We start from the raw sequence: 19701 nt of genomic DNA, 5'->3' as shown, positions 1-19701 counted from the left end.
TCGCATTGCATCACCGGTTGGGTACAATGAGTCTTCCCTCATTGTTCGAATCCCACCTCGATGCAAAGAAAAACAACGTGACTTTCTCTCGCTGCTATCCTTTATGGATTCTGTTTTTTACTCTGTCTGTGAATTTGCACGCGGCAAAAAATGCTTCTCCTACGCACACGCTGTGGTACGAGAAGCCGGCGGATGCCTGGGAGGAAGCGCTTCCAATTGGCAACGGCGAATTCGGAGGTATGGTCTTCGGTAGAATTGAGGATGAACAGATTAGCCTCAATCACGATACGTTTTGGTCAGGTGGTCCTACTGATCGTGGGCGAGACGTTGAGCCGGAAACGCTCAAAGCGATTGGTCAAGCAGCACGTCAAGGCGATTATGCCGAGGCCATCGAAGAGATTAAGAAGCTTCAAGGCGCCTTCAACGAGTCGTATCAGCCACTTGGCAATTTGAAAATCCGATTCAAGCATCAGGGAGTCGCTGACTACAAGCGAGGGTTGGATTTGCAGCAGGCATTGGCGTGGACAGAGTACTTAAGCGACGGCACAAAATTTCGTCGCGAAGTTTTCTCTTCGGCTGCGGATGGTGTGATGGTTTTGCGTCTGACCGCCGACCGCGAAAACGCAATCACGCTAACGGCGGAACTGGATAGCTTGGTCAAATACAGACTTCGCGCCGAAGCAGATGCATTGGTCATGCGCTGTAAAGCTCCTCGTCACGTTGAACCAAGTTATCGGGGGGAATTCCAGGGAGACCAAGCAGTTCAGTACGATGACTGGGGTGGCAAAGGTATGGAAGCCGAAGTGTGGCTTAGGGCAAAAGTAATCGGCGGCACTTCACAGCTTAGCGACACGAGTTTGAAGATTGAAAACGCAACCGAAGTGACTTTGGTCATTGCGGCAGACACCAGTTTCATCGACTCTCCGTCTTGGCCAGACCCAGCGGTTAAGGACCCTGCGTTGTTGCCCAATCGGCAATCCAAAGCGGCGATTGCAAAAAGCTACAGCGATCTAGCTGCGGCACACGAGTCGGCGCATCGGGATCTATACGATCGTTGCGAATTGGCACTCGGTACCAGCAGTGAATTCTCTTTGCCGACGGACCAGCGCATTCGAACGTATCGCGAGAACCATGATGCATCTTTGGTTGCGCTGCTTTTTCATTACGGACGTTACCTGTTGATTTGCTCGTCACGACCAGGAACGCAGCCTGCCAATCTTCAAGGCATCTGGTCTCGCAGCGTTCGGCCACCTTGGAGTAGCAACTGGACGATTAACATCAACGCGGAAATGAACTATTGGCCTGTTCACAGCACCAACCTGGCTGAATGCTATCTGCCGATGGGTGAACTCACGTCAGCCATCGCCGCCAATGGAAGAAAGACGGCTCAGCGGACCTATCATGCTAGCGGATGGGTGGCACACCACAATGCTGATATTTGGGCCCAATCCGATGCTGTTGGCGATTTCGGCAAAGGCGATCCGCGTTGGGCAAATTGGAATATGTCGGCGGCATGGTTGTGCCAACATCTGTTTCAACATTGGCTCTTCACTCGTGATCAAATTTATCTCGCTGAGCAGGCCTATCCACTCATGCGAGATGCCAGTCGGTTCTATCTATCGTTTATCGCGGAGAACGATGCTGGCAAACTTGAAACCCCCTTTGGTACTTCGCCCGAGGCATCGTTTCGAGTCGACGGACAATCCTTTACCGTTACGCCTGGTCCCGCAATGGATTTGGCCCTGGTGAATGAATTGCTCGTCAATACACTGCGTGCCGCGGAACAGCTTGATCGAGACTCAGAATTCCAAGAAGCCCTTCGTAAGTCGATCGAGCAATTGCAGGGGCTTCGTGTCAACGATGAGGGGCGAATCCTTGAATGGAACAAAGACCTTGTCGAAGACGACCCAAAGCATCGTCACCTCAGTCATCTGTATGCCCTGTTCCCCGGAAATCAGATTAGTCCCTGGAGGACACCCGAGTTGTTCGAAGCCGCACGTCGATCACTCGAGCGACGTGGTGACGCAGCAACCGGATGGTCCATGGGATGGAAAATCAATTGCTGGGCACGATTGCTCGACGGCGACCATGCGATGCTGATACTTGATAATCTGTTGAACTACGTAGACCCCAACAAAGGAGGTCACGGTGGAGTTTACCCCAATCTGCTCGATGCTCATCCTCCCTTTCAGATTGATGGTAACTTTGGAGCTACCTCAGGCATCGCTAATTTATTGGTGCAATCGCACGATGGGGCGATTCATCTACTGCCGGCGTTGCCCACGCAGTGGCCGGATGGAAAGGTCCGTGGTTTACGTGCACAAGGCGGTTGCCACATCGATCTCGAATGGGCGGACGGAAAATGGACGAAAGCCAATATCAAATCGGATCATGATGGAAAGCTGCGAATCCGATCATGGCAACCCATCGCAATGCTCCATTCCGCCACGGGACGCGGTACAAGCCAATTTCAATTGCCAGTGTTTCCGGCGACTCCCGAAATTGATTCGGCAGCACGTTGGAGCGGAGTTGGGCTGGCCAAACCGAGTGAATATGAGCTAACGCTCAGCGCTGGTGAGACGGTCGTCCTAACGGTTCCTTAGTACAAACCGCCAGTCGACTAAAATTCTACCGAATCGGCTTTGTCAAAAAATATGTCTGTCCCAATCCGGCTTTTGCTTCGAGGGAACCGAAGCCGCTGGCTTCGTACAAGCCCCTCGCTACGCGGTTGTTCTCGTAAACCTCTAGCGTGATTTTTGCACAATCGGTTTCGATTGCCAATTGTTCGACCGCTTCGATCAGAAGTTTCCCAACCCCACGACCGCGGAATGCTTTGCTCACCATGATGTCGTGAATATTGAGTACGCTCTTTGCGGCAAAGGTTGAAAACGATTCTACGCAAATTGCTGCTCCCACCACTTGGCCTTGGCTATGACTTGAACCGTCAACAGCCAGAAGCGCAACAACTCCGGGCCGCTTTGCCATCTCATCGATCAACCGACCCTTCGCCTCTTCGGCCAACCCCGGACTGCCAATCGCAGGGTCCCCCGCATACTCGGCAAGCAAACCAACGATGCCCTTGGTATGGAATGGATTGTCATAGTTCAATCGGACAATGTTGAAAGAAGCATTCATTCAAAGAGTTTTATTGCACTAGGATGTGGGTAAGTCTGACTAGCTAAACAAACATGACAGGACAGCACATTGATAGAGGTCAATATTGCTGGAACGTCCCAAGCAAATTCCCTGTTCTAAGTCTTGCGTTGATAGGTCACGCCGCGATCATCAAACGCATACTCCTGATACCCAAGTTTTTCCATCATTTCCGGAATGTTGCTCAGATGCTTATGGGTTGCCAAACAAATGAAGGTCACACCTTTTTCCAATGTCTCTTTCATGCCTTCAAGTATCTCGACTTCGGCTCCATTGGTTGTGATACTGAGTACATCAATGTTGTCCAATTCAATAGGTCGCAGAAGGTTATCAACGGTATCGCATGGGACTTCGAATACGCTGAATTCCGAAAGCCTTTTAGCATCGTAATCGACCGTTCCCTCGGTGAAGTTGGTCGCAGGATGTTTCGGGTCGGAATAAATTTTGAGCTGTTTCTTTTCATTCCATGCACCGCTCCGACAAAACACGATGTCGCTCATTCCATGGGTTTTCGCAAGTTGATTAAATGCTTTTTCGCTCTCTGATGCCGGTTCAATGATCACGGTCTTGCCAGTTGGACCATTAAACAGGCTGAAATACAAACCGCGTGACCGACCCGCCTTCAATGTGTCCACGGGGGCACCAATTTGAACCAGTGTTGAGCCCGGTTTGATTAATTGGTAGGGAAACTTATTCTTCCTCAGCATCCTACCGATTCCGTATTTCATCTTGAACGGAATCATGGCGAAAATCCCGTTGTAGATCTTGACCAGGAAACGGTGCAGCCAAGCGCGGTGTGACCACTTAAACGTAAACGGATTCCGGCTTTTTGTTTTTGCGGTTTCGGGCGTGCTGCTCATGCTATGATCAATAATTAGTAAGTCAGGAAGTGGTTGTATTGGGAGAGCGGAGAGGCGTTCAGGAACGTCCCGTAAGTTTAATTCGAGGATGCGGTCTTGTGCTTTTCGGTATCGAGCGAAACCGCACCGTATCCTAATCGTTCCAACAATGGACCGATGATTTTTTGGAGTCCTTCCATTTGCTCGTTAGTCCAGCATCCCCGCCATTTATCATCCTGACCACGGCGGACCATATTTGAAAAGCGATGGCGAATCCCTTCATCGTCGTTGATCTCCAAAAATCGCACAATGGAATCAATCGTTTCGGATCGACTGATAAGATCCTCATAACGAACGTCAAGTGTGTTTTGTTCGTTGACACTCTTCAGATCTCGTAGGGCTGTTTCCACACAGTGGCACCACTGATGGCCACAGACATCCAAGCGACTCAAAGTCGATAAGTCATCGTCGATTCCATCGTATCGGGGGCCCCATACCCGGTTTGTAGGGTTCCGAGAATTCGCTAAGAACCACCATGCATAGCGAAAGTTTGTCACGGGAAAGTATCGCAGTTTCTTCAGCTTGTAATGGAGGGGCGTTGGCTCATCCCATACTCGATGAACCGATTCGACAACCGATCGACCATCACGAATGAGATGAATCAAACGTGCTTCGGGAAAGACTTTCAATACGAAAGGAATTCGTAACGCATTGGATACCGTCTTTTCTAACATGATCTTCCCGTTGGTCGCGTTTGCCATCCGTGGTAAGCGTTTCCGTAGATCGCGAATGACTCGCTCAGTGGCGAATTCGGCAGGTAAACCATCGTGCGGATAATGCTCGTTGCCACGTCGCCAAACGAAATTTACATCGAATGGGATCTCGCAAATGTTCGTGTCCGTGGCAATCAAATCACGCAAAAATTTGGTGCCGCTGCGGGCAGCACCAATTAAGAAGACAGGTTGGCAATCAAGTGGTTCGTAAATCATCGCTTTGCCCCCGAGGAAACTTGGTTTGCACTCGTCGTGTCACAAGACTGAATCAGGTTAACCCAAGCCGCGTCGATTTGTTCGCGGCCAAAAAAATCTTGCCATGCCTGTTGAGAACGCTCGCTGAACTCTGCTCGGTCTGACGCAGATGCAATTGCAAATTCGATTGTGCGAGCAATTTGGTCGACTGATTCCTGAGAGCATGAGTAGCCGATTTTATATCGCTCCGGAAAACGACCAAGCTCACTTTCGCTTTCCGCAAGAACGAGTACTGGACACCCCTGCGACATATAGGTGATCAATTTACTTGGGAAAGCGTAGCGGTAAACATCCGGAAGTAGACTTACAACACAAAGATCCGCTTCGGACATCAATGGCTCGGCAATACTTAGTGGCTGGTAAGGCAAGAAGACAACTCGCTTGTTGTTATTATTAGCTACTTGCTTTTGTAGTTCTGGTTTTGCCTTGCCATCGCCCATGATTACTAATTCAAACTCATGTTCCTCGCCCACGAGACTTGTCGCTGCGACAAGCTTATCGAGATTTTGGAAATGGCCAACGTTTCCAGCAAACAGGAGTCGGAAAATGCCAGGCTTTTTCTTAAAGCCCTCAGGGACGTCAAGCCGTTCGGAGTAATCAGGCAAATTGTAGTTCTGAATTACATGGACCGGTGAGTTAGGGTTTTCGGTGCGTTTGCGAATCGACTCGGCCATGTCTGTTGAAAGTACAACGACATGGTCCGCCTTACGACATGTCCGGGCATCAACCCAACGGAGAAGTCGAGGCACAAACGACTTGCGTAATTGGCCACCGACCCAGGCGACTTCCGGATGAATGTCTTGCAGGTGGTAGATGAATTTTGCCCTAATAATGCCCGCTGCAAATTGCGCCAATGCAGCACCAAAAATGGGGGGCTGAGTACTGCACATGACCACTTTTGGACGCTGCACCAGGATTCTCGCTGCCAATTGAAGCGAGAATAGAATCGCGTTGAGATTGCGAAACAATGATCGAAATCGCTGTTCCGAAAATAGTCTCGCCCGCATGACCGTGGCACCGCCATCGATTGTTTCGGTCCGTGGCCGAGGTCCCTGTGCGACGACCGCCTTGCTATAGGCAGGCTGGCCGGTGAAAACCGTGACTTGGAAATTCTCCTGTTGCGAAAGCAGTGTCGCAATCTGACGCAGTAACAAGCCGTAGGGAGCTGAGTCGGGCCAAAAGTAGCGATGCGCAAGTAGGATTTGCACCGAATTTTCCGATACCATCAAGCTTGCTCCGCGCTAGCATCGCGTCTTTCGATTCCCATCCAGCGATGAGCCAATGAGGCCGTTCCAAGAATCAATCGAACAACTCGCTGCGAGCAATTTCGGTGCTGATAGTCCATCGGAATGGGCGGCGTCATTCCTGCGTCAAATTCGTCGATTACGAGTTGGACACAGTCAAGTATTCGAGCAGGGTCCGTACCGGTTAAGACAATGCTGCCTGTGTCCAGTGCCTCAGGGCGTTCAATAGCGTTGCGCAGTGTGACTGCCGGGAATTTCAACAGCGATGATTCTTCGCTAATCGTTCCGCTGTCGCTTAGTACACACAAGGACTCCTTCTGTAACTGGTTGTAGTCGAAGAAGCCAAACGGTTTTAGGAACGTGATTTTACCTGGCGAGATCGTCTCGGATATGGAAACTTGATCGCTTCCCAGTTCCTGTAAGCGTTTTAACGTTCTTGGATGGGTTGATACAACCACTGGGACATTTCGATCATTGGCCAAGCACTGCAATCCATCAAGAAGAGATTTTAGTTGTCGCGGATTGTCTACGTTTTCTTCTCGATGCATGCTGACGAGCACATACGATCGACTTGTCAAACCGAGTCGGTTTAAGACGTCGGAGGCCGCAATTTTCTTTGCATAGAACTCAAGCACCTCGCACATCGGCGATCCGGTTAAATAGATCCTTCTTTGTGGGAATCCTTCGGCGATCAAGTGACGACGAGCGTGCTCCGTGTAGACCAAATTGAAGTCACTGATTCCATCAACGATCCGGCGGTTGGTTTCCTCAGGGACATTGAAGTCGAAGCAACGGTTTCCAGCTTCCATGTGATAGATGGGGATTCCCATGCGCCGTGCCATAATGGAAGCCAGAGCGCTGTTTGTGTCACCCAAAATGAGTACTGCATCAGGCTTTTCTTGCTTGAGCACTTTTTCGATCGCAATGAACATTCCGCCCAAGACGGTTCCAAGTGAAGAAGTATCCACACCGAGGAAATGGTCAGGCCGACGTACTTGAAGCTCTTCAAAGAAGATTTCATTTAACTCATAGTCGTAGTTTTGACCAGTGTGGATGATCAAATGATCGGTGGCTTGATCAAGCGCAGCGATCACTCTCGCAAGCCGGATGATTTCCGGACGCGTTCCAAGAATAGTCGCTACCTTAAGTCGATTCTTCGTCATACCACTATCCAATGTTAACCGAGTGAGATTCTTGCTGACGAAGAAACGCGGTTCTCCGAAATGATTTGCTTTATGGTATCTACCACCCGTCGGCTTTCTTCGTCGCGCATACCAGCGAATATGGGTAGGCTGACTAGGCGAGGCCATGCATCATCCATCACAGGTAAATCGGTTCCCGTCCAACCGAATCCTTCATAAAGTGGATGCTTGTGAAGAGGTCGCCAATGAACGGAGAATCCAATCCCTCGTTCGGATAGCTTTTCACAAAACGTATTGCGGTCAATCGTAAGGGATTCGAGTTGAAGACGCACGGCAAATAAGTGCCATGAATCAATTCGACTAGAGTCCTCCGATGGTAACGTCAATTCCTCAACGTCAGCGAGCGACTCCGAATAGTATCGGGCAATTGTTTGACGTTCCTGACGCATTGCCTCGGCACGTTTAAGCTGATGCAAACCGATCGCTGCCGCGATATCGGTCATGTTGTACTTGTATCCTTGCTCCACAATCCGGTAATCCCACGCCGCCGAATGCTCAAACCGTCGCCAAGCGTTGCTGCTGAGTCCATGAAGCGACATTTGTTGAATCCGTTCAGCCAACTCGGCGTTATCGGTGACAACCATTCCTCCTTCGCCGGTGGTGATGGTTTTATTCGCATAAAATGAAAAACAAGTCGCATCTGCGGTCGCTTCACCGCAACGAATCATCTTTCCCGATTCCTCTGATTGAAATGCCGCCGGAAAAGCGTGGGCGGCATCTTCGACGACCCATAGACTACGTCGCTTAGCGAATTGACGGACATGATCCATATTGATCATGCGGCCAGCAAAATGTACCGGCATGATTCCTACAATCTCCGAGACTTTGACCGGCAGTTCACCTCGCTCGGCAAATTCACACTTGCGATCCGCATCAGCCAAATCGATGTTTAACGTGTCCGTTAAACTGTCCACTAGAATTGGTACGCCTCCTTCGTAGAGTACGACTTCCGCAGTCGCGGCAAACGTCTGAGACGGAATCAACACGCCCTGTCCTGCTTTTAAACCAAGGGCTCGGACCGCAAGGTGGAGTGCTGCTGTGCATGAATTTAATGCCAATGCATGTGAAGCTTGTACTGCTTTTGCGAATTGAGATTGGAACTTTCGCGTTCGTGGACCGGTCGTCAACCAACCACTGCGCAAACAAGTAACTACCTCGCGAATTTCCGCTTCAGTAATCGAAGGCCGGAAATAGGGCACTGGCTCGTTTTCGTTTGTCGAATCAACAGATCGTTGATCAAAGGATTGATTCATTCGATGGTTGTTTACTTAAAGGATGTGGTTAAACGATTGATGCTATGTAACTAGGAAGAAAATACACGTGTAATTGTTTTAAGTACCAATCGCAAATCACTCAGGAGAGTTGCACGCTTTGCATAGTCCAGATTGATTTCGATTTTGTCCGGCATGACTGAGTCAATATAGAATTTCATTGGATCGGTTTGCTGCGAAAGCAATGAGTTCTCGTCAAAATATTTAAGCGACGCGGGGTCCGTAATTCCCGGGACTAGTCGGAGCACTTCTCGTTGTTCGTTGTTGTAGAGATCCACGTACTCACGAACTTCTGGGCGTGGTCCAACCAGTGTCATCTCTCCACGCAGCACATTCCATAACTGCGGAAGTTCGTCCATCTTGGTTTTTCTTAAGATGTTGCCGATTGCCGTGATCCGCGAATCACCGGATACCGTCACCTTAGGGCCCATCGATTCCGCTTCTTGCCGCATGGTTCGGAATTTCCAAAGCACAAATGGTTCGCCATGAAGGCCGATTCGTTCTTGCCGGAACAGAACCGGTCGACCGTCAAAGATGCGAATGGAAATGGCCACAAATGCCATTAACGGGGATAAAAAGATCATCCCGACTAACGATGCAAAAACATCGAGAACACGCTTGCTCCAGCGAAAGCTGTTTTTTGATCCGGGCACATCATCGGTAACCATGATTCATTCCTGCCCATCAGAGCTGGCACGGCTGGCACGAGCGGCGACGTCGCATGCGTATGTATCGGGATCGTTTGGATCGAAAAATTCGCCCGCCCAGAATAATGTCACTAGTGGGGCGTCCCCGGTGTTGGTGATGTTGTGAGTATGAAGCGTTGGGATGTCGATCGCTTCCGGCGCGTCACCGAAAACGTGGTAGGTGATTACTTCATTTGTGAACATCCTTCGCAAACGAATGTCGGCTCGCCCCTCGATGACGACAAACCTTTCCACTTTGCGAAAGTGAAAATGGTTGCCACGCGTGATGCCAGGATGAGTCGTCGATAAGAACACCTGTCCTTTCCCGTCAGCCCTTACCGTTTCAAATAGGCTGCCGCGATTGTCGGTGTGTAATTGAAAGGGAATTCGTCGTTTTTCGGGAGGCAGATAACTGCGATAGGTGTTAAATAGTTGATAGTCCAAAGGTTCGTCAAGTTTTGGTAAGACGCCACTTTGATAACGATCGCACACTCGTTTGAGTCGATTGTATAGATCGGCCACCGAAATATCGAAGCCTGCCGGACGGGCTTCCCCTGAATGCCCGCTTTCGGTCAAGTCACAAACTAGTTTTGCTACTTGCGAGGTGTGCATGAGCGATAGTTTGCCATCGCCCTGAATGCTCGAAGGTTCGTCATTGGCTAACTGTGATGCAAATGTACTGACCACCGAGTTGTACAACGGTTTGCCATGCTCGCCGAAAACGTGTGGCAACACCATGTTGCTAAAGAGTGCCCCGTTCGCATCCGCCCAAGCCTGGAAGATCTTGGCTGCAGTACTTTTGCCGCGTCCGTAGGGGATGTCGCGGTCGCAATGCGTACTGTTGCTATAGAGGACGTGAGGTGTGCTGTTCGTTTTCTCGCATGCATCGACCAAACGCTGTGCTAGTTTAGGGTTGTCGAATTCGACTTCCGCGTCAGTTCCTCGATTCACTCCGACTAGATGGACAACGGCGTCGGCATGTTGAACCGCTTTTTCCAGCCATTCGGAGTCATTAAACTGCTTTCGGTTTGCAGTGCTCGCCTCGAGGTTTGGCGCAGCAAAGAGGTGGCATTGCAAATGCCATCCAATCAATCCTTCTGAACCTGTGATCAAAATTCGTTTCATCGTTTAGCAATCTCGCGTCGTCGATGAAACATTGGTTAAGCTTTTCCAAGAATCCAGCTGCTCTCGGACTTCCGGCAAACTCAGTAGCAATTCACAAACTTCTGATACATTGAGTTGTTCGGTTGATTCCGAATCATAGTCCGTTAATTGTTGGGAAACTTGCTCGCCTTCACTAAAGAACTTTGCGTAATTCAGATCCCGGTCATCCATTGGAATTCGCAAAAAGTCGCCCATGTCTTCGGCGCGATGGACTTCGGCGAGACTCGCCAATGTCTCGTGAAGTTTCTCACCATGCCGGAGGCCAATACTTTGGACTTCGACATTGGTTCCAAACAGTTTCTGCAGTGCAGCAATGAGGTCTCCGATCGTGCAAGCAGCTGCCTTCTTAATGAACACATCGCCTTGGCGAGCGTTTTGGAAAGCGAACTCCACCAGCCGAACTGAATCACGTAGCGGCAGCATGAACCGTGTCATTGCCGCTTCTGTTACTGTGAGCGGACCGCCTTCGCGAATTTGATTGATGAAAAGTGGTATCACACTGCCACGCGAATACATGACGTTGCCGTAGCGAACGCTGCAAATCCGAGTTTCGCCGGGATCCAAACGACGTGCGGCGGACTGAGCGACTTTTTCCATTAATGCCTTTGTCATTCCCATTGCATTGATGGGATAGACCGCCTTGTCTGTACCAAGACAAACCACACATTCGGCTCGGGCCGCGATTGCCGATTCAATCACGTTATTACTGCCCTCAATGTTCGTTGCAACTGCTTCCATCGGGAAAAACTCGCACGATGGCACTTGTTTCAAGGCGGCAGCATGGAACACTAGGTCGACACCTTCCATCGCGGAATCGACACTCGCCCGGCTACGAACATCGCCAATGTAGAATCGCAGGCGAGGTTCGGCCATGCGAACCCGCATCTCCTCTTGTTTCCACTCGTCGCGGCTGAATATACGGACCTGCTCGTATCCTTGGTCAAGCAAGTGCTTGGCCATCGTTTTCCCGAAGGAGCCGGTGCCTCCGGTAATCAAAACCGTCTTGCCAGCACTGTTAACGGTCGCGGACCGATTTGCCGTTGGAGTCATCTAAATCACAACTTGCTTTTGGAGATTAATTGGATGCGAAAGCCATTCAATTAGAATAGGCCATCAGTATATTCACAAACGTTGGAGATTGCATTCATTTTTCAGCGGTGGTCAATCCTTCCGCCGTCGAGCAACGTCCGAACGCAACCGTCGAAATTTTTTCCTGTCGATTTCAATCGGATATTTTCTAGGGGCGGTTTGGCATTATTGCATCGCCATAACTGGTGACCCCCAAGTTCTTTGCGACATTGAGAATGCAGCTGATTTCATCTTGCTGAAGTTTCTCTTTCCAAGTTCCAAGTAGTTGCTCCGTCGTTCCCACCTTCTTGAGGCCGGAAACCCCCTTGTCGATTTGCCGCCTGACGCGTCTCCAGTCTTTTGCGTCCAGCTGCCATCCTAGAAAATTATAAATCCGTTCGACTTCTCGCTCTGTATCAACGACTAGATCCTCGTAGTGAACGATGTGAATCGGAAAACCGGCTGTTTTTTGGGCTAATGGAATGAGATTGTTAATCGACCAAAAAGCTGATCGAATCTCCCACGGCGATTCCAGGGTGCCAAGATATTCGGCATAGGGCCGAAGGTGATCCTCTACCATCGCAGAATTGCCAAGGAATCCATCAAGTTCGTTTGGCCAAGCCGCTCGATTTTGGCTTGCAAGCGTTGCACAGGGATGCCGCATCAGAAAGATCGTCTTGATCTGCATTTGCTGATGGAGCCATCCCAGCATGAAATTGCTGCGGATTTCTTTTACGAGAAGCCGCCTTGGTCGCACAAAGTCAAAAAGAAGTGTTGGATGTTTGTATGGACCACGACCTCCAAAAATCGTCCATCGGTTGAGGTACTTTCCACCGGAAAAAATGCCTTCAACAAACCGTGTCCATTCCGGAGCTGGGTCCGATGGACGCAGATACGGTCTGTGACTCGCAGTACCATTTGCAGGTGTGAGATTTTCAGGTGTCCGAACGTGCTGGGCATGCAAGGGTTCGAAAAGCATTGCCGTTCCCCGGATCGAAGCGAGCATGTTTCCTAGCCACGTGGTTCCGCTACGGCCACTTCCTCCAAGCCAAACGCGATCCGTTACGTTTTCTAATTTCCACATATTACTTCCCCTGTGAAAATTGGTCGTACGTGGTTCGCAAAAACTCGAATGTCCGGTCCGCACATCGACTCCATGTGTATTTGTTGGCAAGCTCTTTAGCAGCATGGGAATAGGTTCGTCTCTGCTCAGCGGACTCATAGATCCGTCGCAAACTCTCGTAAATCGAATGCTCGTCTTCCGCATCAAAGTAGTCTCCAGCGTTACGCAACACCTCAGGCATCGGTTCACGATTGGAACAGCAAATTGGCAACGCAGAGGCCATGGCTTCAAGGAGAATGATCGGAAGGTTTTCGCAAGTCGATGCAAATACAAACGCATCCGCATCGTGATAGATTCCAGGCAAGTCGGCATAGGGCACGCTTCCATGGTAGTGAACGAACTCACTATTGGGATCTGCCTTCGTTGTTGCCAATCGCAATTCTTTTAATGCAACGGACTCTGGTCGCCCATAGAGATCAAGCGTGATCGGAAAGCCCTCTTTTCGAAGCTTGCCAATGGCTGTCACGACTTCCCGGTGGTGCTTGTATCGATGTATCGAGGAGACGTATACGAAGCGGAATGGCTTTTCATATGAATAGTCTTCACGAATTGGATAGGACTCTGCTGGGCGACGAAAGTGGTCATTGATTCCGTGTGGAATGACGGCTACGTTTTTCTGTTTAAGTCGAGCTACTTTTGATACCGTTTGCTTTGCATATTCCGTCAGGAATATTAATCCGTTTGCGTTCCGAAAACTTGCAGTTTGCCGAATTGCCAGTAGTTCGAACTTTAATCGCATTGGACTCCATCCATAGCGGCGCCGTTCGTGCACATCGAACGGAAGCATGTTCTGGCTCATGGTCACTGTTGGGACCTTCATCGATCTGACGGAACCGCCCGGGGCAAAGACTAGGTCAACATTCTTCGCCTCGGTTGGAAAGCGATATCGAGACCAATGCGTTCTTCGCAACATGTTTCCGTTCAACGCATCGGGGGTGTGAAAGGACAAAAAGTCTCGGTCCACGGGGAATCGGGCTTTCACACTTGCACGCCCCCAAACATCAATACTTTCGAATTGATGAATCGCGGGGTTCGCATGCGTGAGTAACTCCGCCAAGTGAGTCAAACCGCCGCCGCCGATAATGTTCGAAGCGTCAATGCCAATACGCATAATTCTTACTATTCAATACAGTGATGTTGCCTGGGTAATGGTCTTAAGCTGGAATCGCTTCGACCCAACCGGAATTTGATTCGTAGCCCAAGGCAAGCATTTGTGGTCCTGCATACTTCCAAAGCGTTGTGGCTGCTTGTCTCGAAAAATGGTTTATCCAATCTCCAGCAATTCCCTTGCGAAGGTGACTTGATTTAACTTCGCTGCCTGCAGTGCGTTTGGCTTGGTTTGCAAACGAGAATTCTTCTTCGATACGCCGGGCTTTTTCGGGGCTCAGTTCCCTGTTAAACGCAGCGCAGATGCGAACCAATTCATCCGAGGTTCCTTTCAGCAGTGTCTCATATCGAGTCTGGACGACCCCGGGTCTGGATTCCCATGTGTCAACAAATTGAGACCAAGTGAATCGCGGCGAAATGGGGGACTCGTAGCAGAACTCGATAAAGCGAGGCAAGTTCTGACGCACATCTGACACATCTTCAAACTGCAATTCATTGCGACACCTCGCCTTGAAAGCAGGTGCGGAAAACTCATTGCCGTATAAGCAGTGGTGATACCAAGAAACGAACACATCTCGAGGGTCTCGCCAGAGCACGACGACATTCTTAAGCCCTGTCGGGTTACAGTAGTGGCCCTGCATGATTGCCGGTTTTAGTATTGGCATCCGATTGCGTGGATAGGGCAAATCTAACGCAGTAGCAAGCATTTGGCTTAACCACGTTCCGCCTGATTTTGGAAACTCATTCACGACGAAATATGGCAAAAACCCTGAGAGCCCTCGCACTAACACTTGCCGACTGACTCCCTCTAACCTTTTGCGAATTATCATAACTTGTTCAATTTTAAATCTGGATTTAGCCTCGTGCGACTTGCGTATCCGAGGCAATTAACAATGTTGAGAATCGATGTTTATTGGGGTGATTGAAAACACAAGGTTTGGATTTCACTACTCGAAATAGAGTGACTCAAGCAATTTCGTTCGGTCTGCCCATTGATAGTGCTTTAAGGCAAGAGACCGGGCGTTTTGCTGGATGTTTTGGCGACAAGTATCATCTGCCAATAACGCTTTGACGCGATTCGGAATGTCATCGGACGTCTCCGCGATAATGCAATCGCGGCCTGGTTCGGCCTCCGGTATTCCATTGAAGGTCGAGCGGTAGCCGACAACGGCGTGTCCCATTGCCATCGCTTCAATCGCCTTATTGATTTGCCCACATTTTTTGTCTACGGGGACAATGGAAACGCCGCCATGATCATAGGCTTCACTGAGACGTTCCACGAAACCGGCAAAGTTGACGCCAGGCATTTTAGACCAACTTGCCACCTGCGCTTCGGACGATTTAGCCCATGATCCAACGACCCACAACTTTGCATCGGGGAATGAGTTAACGACCTTGGGCCAAATTTCGTCAAGTAATTCAGATACGTAATCAAGATTGCGTCCGGCAATTTTGCCAACAAAAACGACATCGCGACTGTTATTGCGCGTGCTTTGCCGGTTTAGGATGTCTTCATCAACACCGTTGGAGATCACGTGGATTTTGCTTCGGCAACCTATCTGCTGCAAATAGTCTGCGTCTTTTTGACTTACAACATGCACCGCCGCAAACTTTGCATACTGAGTTGCTTCATAGCGTTTTGCAATTCTCAACTGATACTGAATGTACCACCGTCTTACCCACCCCGTCCCTTTTGATCGAATACGTTCTTCGAGACTGAAGGAAAAGCTATCGTTGATTGAAGCAACTGCACGGACGGTTTTCGGAACGACTGACACATATCGCGTCGTGGTGATTACGTCAAAATGGATGCAATCCGGTTCTACTTCCGCGATGAGGCGTTTTAGGTTCTCTGCGGCAGTAGGGGCCCAGTTCTTTTCGAGGAAGAAGAGCCTCCGTGAAATAATCGCCCGCAACATGATCGCCGGGCCTGATCGTGCCGGGATGCTGGCCACCGAATAGTTCGATACGAAGTGCATCGGCTCAGGAAGTTCGCTGGGCGCAGATCGGTTCGAGTCAATCACGTGGACGCTAACTTCATGTCCGGCTTGATGCATCAACTGCATGCTGTTCCAAACCGGGATTCGTACTCCGTTGATCGGCGGATAAGGTATCTCCGAGCAGACGTATAGGATCTTCATGCTTGGCCTCCTGGGTCCTTCGAAGGCTTTGGGGACCTCGATAAGTCGGCGCCCGCATCGGCAAGAACGCGGTTAAGGCTCGATGATGCCTGTTGAAGTTGTTGTGCCGATTTGACCGACTTCTGTCGCTGAGTATCCGTCATTGCTTCAACCAGGAATGAATCAACAGCATCCGCGTTGAAGTCTTGTACGGTTGTAAGGCGATGGGAATCCAGGTGATTCGATGAATAGAAATCGTCAATCTTTTGATCGTAGCTGATATGCAATACAGGAGTGCCAATGCCAAGAGCAACAACGCCGGGATGCATCCGACTTGAAATGATCGCATGCATGTCAAGAATGATATCCAAAACGGCTTGCGGATTATTTGGGTCGTGACATGCCGAGCGAACATCGAAACCATTCTGTTCTAGCATCATCTTGAGAGGCTTTATAAACAAACGGTCGTCATCTTTCGCGAATACGCAGGTAGCAACAAGAGTGATGGTCGGTCTCACGCCTCTGTTCGAAAATTGCTTGAGCCCTAAAGCAACTGCTTCAATAAATTGGGTTGCCTCATCGGAGGTTTCGACTCGGGGGTGGTTCAAGAAAATACCAATTCGCAATCCATCGGGCGGACTGATTTGCTGAGGTTTCTCTGTGAATAGTTTTGGCCAGCACAACGCAAGGTCCGCCCCGCATACAAGCGTTGTGCGCAATGAAAGTGACTTCAAGAATTGATAGGAGGAGTCGTCTCGAGTCACAATTAGGTCGAATCGACTAAAAAACAACTTTGCAGATTTCAGGCGATTGTCCGTGCTGTTTTCGGAAATGGTCACACCTAGTGCAACGGTTGGCGTCTTGGGGCGAAGGATTCGGCAAGCAAATAGAACGGACGCCCCGAGAAGAAATGGCGCTGCAAGGAAAATGCTACCGCCACCGAAGCACACCACTCTTGATCGGAGGATCGCAACGCCGTACGGAAGCCAATTCAGTCGTGCGATTCCGCCAAAACGGCGAGAAATGCATTGCACTGAAAAACTGCCGTAGTGGCTAGGAATTGATTCCTTCGGTGCGGAAACAAAAATCTTCGTGGCCCCGAAGTGCTGGTTCAACCATTCCAGCAAGACGTCAAAGAAAATGTCGTCTCCGAAATTCCCTCGCCCATGGTAGCCGATAAGCGTTGCTCTGGTCATAAATCAATACTCCGCATCGTTCCATTCATGATGATTTGGACTGCGTTGATAAACATGCTAAATGGAAAAAACGACGATCAATTGATGTGCGAATTCTAAGGAGGCTGGAATAGGGCTAAGCAATCTAAAATCAATCAGATGGAATACGGATTTCAGCAGTGACTTCACGACAAGTGTCTGCAAATTAGAGCAAACGAATATTCTATTGCATTGGTGACGTAGCAAATTCGCCACAAGACGAGGAGGATCGGAGCTCATTCATTATGATTGGCCCGCCCGCGTCGGCTATTTTAATCTTGCTTTTCCATAGGACAAGTTGAGGTAATGGGAACAAATCACGCTGCCGTGATGATTGACTAATACCTATGACGTTTTTGACAGTGACAAAAACTTGCAGTATTGATTTCTACATGATGCTAAGGCCTTAGAATATTCGTTCGATGCAATTGTCTCTATGTATCCATCGCTTTGTTGCGATCGTCCATTCTTCGCACTTTCTTCATGTGTTCGGAATGTAGCCTTTTTAGATATCCTTTTCTGTCCTGCTTTAATTCGAAGTAGTGCTCCATGTTTCTTTGTTTTATGGTGATCGCTGGGTTGCCACCCACGATGTCCCCTGCGGCAACATTTTTCGTGACGACGGTTCCCATTGCAACAATCGCGCCTTCTCCGATCGTCACCCCTGGTGAAATCATCGAGCGATAGCCAATCCAAACGTATTCGCGTATTGTTATCGGCCTAAGTAAGTTGACTTCATCGTAAGGCAATGAGGATGCATTTTCATAGTTATGCATTGAACTTAGCATGACGACTTCATCTGAAATTACCGTTCCTTCACCAATGTGTATTCCACCTTCCCCGTTGAGCATGCAGTTTCGTCCCACCCAAACATTTTCGCTGATCGTGATGTTTTTTTTGAACGGAAAACGAGAGCCAGAATTGACGACCGATCCCTTGGGGATATCCGGCCAATGGCGTTTTTCAAGGTGCCCATTCAAGCCTTGAAGCATCTTTGTGAAAGAAAATTGCATTTTGTGCGAGGCTGCTAATGTTGTTCGAATGAAAAGAATGTTAGACGTGTTGTTCCATTTTGGTCGCGTTCATGAGTTTTGTTGGTTCAGGCGACGCAAAGAAAGGAAGAATGTTTTTCTTGTTTACTCGTGTTTTGGAAATGTGGGTCGAAAGGTTCTTGCTAATCAAACGTGATGTGAAATATGAAACTTCACTGGTGAGCATGAAATGTGCATTTTTAGGCGCGTCCTATGCTTCAAGTGTTCTTGGTTTTGCAATGTCTTCGTCTCTTTTTGTTGCTGCTCCCAAGACGGCCGTGATTTGAGTCATGATTCCGACCATATGAGATACCAATAAATTGATGGCACAACCGACCACCCCAAAGGCTTGGATGAGAAAGTATCCTAACCCCACCGCAATTAGCCCTGATAGGATCGTCGCAGCTAAATACTGGCGATTGAGTCCCATTGAGACGGTGAATTGATTCACGATTCTTCCCGGACCTAGAGCGGTGCTCCAAATTGATATTACCCACAGGACAGGGATGCCAGGGTGTAATGCAACAGGAAGGAAATAGTAGATTGTAAGGCTGCCGACGATTCCAATCGCTATGGAGACTCCTGCAGATACGAGGGAAGAATGCATTAGCATTTTCCAAATCATGGGCCTGATTGGCTCGGGGCGTAGGACAGCCGAAGCAATTGTAGGGGCCTCAAGCCGCGTCGTCTGAGAGATAACCAATTGTGTCAAGAGAGAGAACTGGAAGGCGATGGCATAGCAGGCCATCGCGGAAGAGCCAAGTTGGTCCTTTAGAATCAACGGTGCGGCATGGGTAATCAGGACACTAAAACAACAGGCAATGAAAACAAGGAAGTTTCGCTGAAAGAGTCCTGCTAAACTTTTTCCAGCTTGTTCTATAGAACCACCGGGCCATATTGTTGCTTTGCTCCATTGCATGACGAAACTTACAACGCGTGTCGCGCAAAGTGCTACGGCGACCCATACAAATGCGTGCTCTGGTTCGGCTAAGAACAAAACAACAGCGACCGAAAGCATGTAGATGCCTTTTTCCGCCAAGATCATCGATGCATGGCTCGACATCTTTCGGCTGGCGTCGTAAACCGCTTTCGGTGAAGCAGCAAGCAAAATCCCCGTCACTACGATGGCTACAGCAGTGATGGATTGTGAGAAGGTTTCACTTTGCGCCCAGATGAAATAGAGAATTGGAGGGAGGCTTATCGATCCTGCAACCAAGTTCAGTAGCAACGATCCGGAAATGAGCGTTTTCTTATCTTCTGACTGAACCAAATCAGGTACGAGTGTCCTGTCCATCCCAAAGGCAGAGAAGACGAAAAACAACTGTGATATGAACAAGCACCAACTGAAAAAACCGTAGTCACTCGTTGGAAGGTATCGCGCAAGAAGGAAGTTTGCAGCAAACGAAAATGCCGCAACGCCACCGCCAAAGGAAACCAGTTTAAGCACTTCG

General features: G+C 49.3%; 16 protein-coding genes and 1 pseudogene. 1 reads left to right on the top strand and 16 read right to left on the bottom strand.

Features of this window, described 5'->3' with window-relative positions:
- The first annotated feature begins 77 nt into the window (after positions 1-77).
- Positions 78-2603, top strand: coding sequence for a glycoside hydrolase family 95 protein (locus CA13_RS10505; protein ID WP_419194165.1), 2526 nt, complete (start codon positions 78-80; stop codon positions 2601-2603).
- 25 nt (positions 2604-2628) lie between these two features.
- On the opposite strand, the gene CA13_RS10500 is transcribed toward CA13_RS10505, so the two are convergent.
- The 16 genes and pseudogenes from CA13_RS10500 to CA13_RS10425 form a co-directional block, all read right to left on the bottom strand.
- Entirely contained in the window at positions 2629-3135 is a 507-nt protein-coding gene (locus tag CA13_RS10500; protein ID WP_146396145.1) for a GNAT family N-acetyltransferase, read from the bottom strand.
- A gap of 116 nt (positions 3136-3251) precedes the next feature.
- Complete coding sequence (locus CA13_RS10495) at positions 3252-4013, bottom strand: FkbM family methyltransferase (RefSeq protein WP_146396142.1); 762 nt, start codon at positions 4011-4013, stop codon at positions 3252-3254.
- A 77-nt stretch (positions 4014-4090) separates the two neighbouring features.
- The gene (locus CA13_RS10490; RefSeq protein ID WP_146396139.1) at positions 4091-4981 is read right to left on the bottom strand and encodes a sulfotransferase family protein; all 891 of its coding nucleotides are present in this window, start codon (positions 4979-4981) and stop codon (positions 4091-4093) included.
- Positions 4978-6228 (bottom strand): glycosyltransferase family 4 protein, encoded by a 1251-nt coding sequence (locus CA13_RS10485; protein ID WP_419194164.1) that lies wholly within the window; start codon positions 6226-6228, stop codon positions 4978-4980. The genes CA13_RS10490 and CA13_RS10485 overlap by 4 nt, the downstream gene beginning before the upstream one ends.
- 17 nt (positions 6229-6245) lie before the next feature.
- Entirely contained in the window at positions 6246-7427 is a 1182-nt protein-coding gene (wecB, locus tag CA13_RS10480) for a non-hydrolyzing UDP-N-acetylglucosamine 2-epimerase (protein ID WP_146396135.1), read from the bottom strand.
- 14 nt (positions 7428-7441) lie between these two features.
- Entirely contained in the window at positions 7442-8719 is a 1278-nt protein-coding gene (locus CA13_RS10475; RefSeq protein ID WP_146396132.1) for a DegT/DnrJ/EryC1/StrS family aminotransferase, read from the bottom strand.
- A gap of 50 nt (positions 8720-8769) precedes the next feature.
- Positions 8770-9405, bottom strand: coding sequence for a sugar transferase (locus tag CA13_RS10470; protein ID WP_146396130.1), 636 nt, complete (start codon positions 9403-9405; stop codon positions 8770-8772).
- Positions 9406-9408: 3 nt separating this feature from the next.
- Positions 9409-10548, bottom strand: coding sequence for a polysaccharide biosynthesis C-terminal domain-containing protein (locus CA13_RS10465; RefSeq protein WP_146396127.1), 1140 nt, complete (start codon positions 10546-10548; stop codon positions 9409-9411).
- Between the two features lie 3 nt (positions 10549-10551).
- Positions 10552-11637, bottom strand: coding sequence for an SDR family NAD(P)-dependent oxidoreductase (locus CA13_RS10460; protein ID WP_146396125.1), 1086 nt, complete (start codon positions 11635-11637; stop codon positions 10552-10554).
- A 187-nt stretch (positions 11638-11824) separates the two neighbouring features.
- A complete protein-coding gene (locus CA13_RS10455) occupies positions 11825-12739 on the bottom strand; it encodes a sulfotransferase family protein (protein WP_419194163.1) in 915 nt (304 codons plus the stop codon).
- A 1-nt stretch (position 12740) separates the two neighbouring features.
- On the bottom strand, positions 12741-13889 hold the full coding sequence (locus CA13_RS10450; RefSeq protein ID WP_146396119.1) for a glycosyltransferase family 4 protein: 1149 nt from the start codon (positions 13887-13889) through the stop codon (positions 12741-12743).
- A 43-nt stretch (positions 13890-13932) separates the two neighbouring features.
- A complete protein-coding gene (locus tag CA13_RS10445) occupies positions 13933-14715 on the bottom strand; it encodes a sulfotransferase domain-containing protein (protein ID WP_146396117.1) in 783 nt (260 codons plus the stop codon).
- A gap of 117 nt (positions 14716-14832) precedes the next feature.
- Entirely contained in the window at positions 14833-16026 is a 1194-nt protein-coding gene (locus tag CA13_RS10440; RefSeq protein ID WP_146396115.1) for a glycosyltransferase family 4 protein, read from the bottom strand.
- Positions 16023-17201 carry a polysaccharide pyruvyl transferase family protein gene (locus CA13_RS10435; protein WP_146396113.1) on the bottom strand — a complete coding sequence of 393 codons (1179 nt, stop codon included), beginning with the start codon at positions 17199-17201 and terminating at the stop codon, positions 16023-16025. Before CA13_RS10435 ends, CA13_RS10440 begins: the two co-directional genes overlap by 4 nt.
- A gap of 572 nt (positions 17202-17773) precedes the next feature.
- Positions 17774-17995: pseudogene (locus CA13_RS34990) on the bottom strand (acyltransferase); the annotation flags it as partial.
- Between the two features lie 466 nt (positions 17996-18461).
- The gene (locus CA13_RS10425) at positions 18462-19697 is read right to left on the bottom strand and encodes a lipopolysaccharide biosynthesis protein (RefSeq protein WP_419194162.1); all 1236 of its coding nucleotides are present in this window, start codon (positions 19695-19697) and stop codon (positions 18462-18464) included.
- Between the last annotated feature and the right edge of the window lie 4 nt (positions 19698-19701).

This window comes from Novipirellula herctigrandis, from assembly GCA_007859835.1.
GTDB classification, from domain to species: domain Bacteria; phylum Planctomycetota; class Planctomycetia; order Pirellulales; family Pirellulaceae; genus Novipirellula_A; species Novipirellula_A herctigrandis.
The sequence above is the reverse complement of the archived record's forward strand: the minus strand, read 5'-3'. Positions and strand labels throughout refer to the sequence as shown.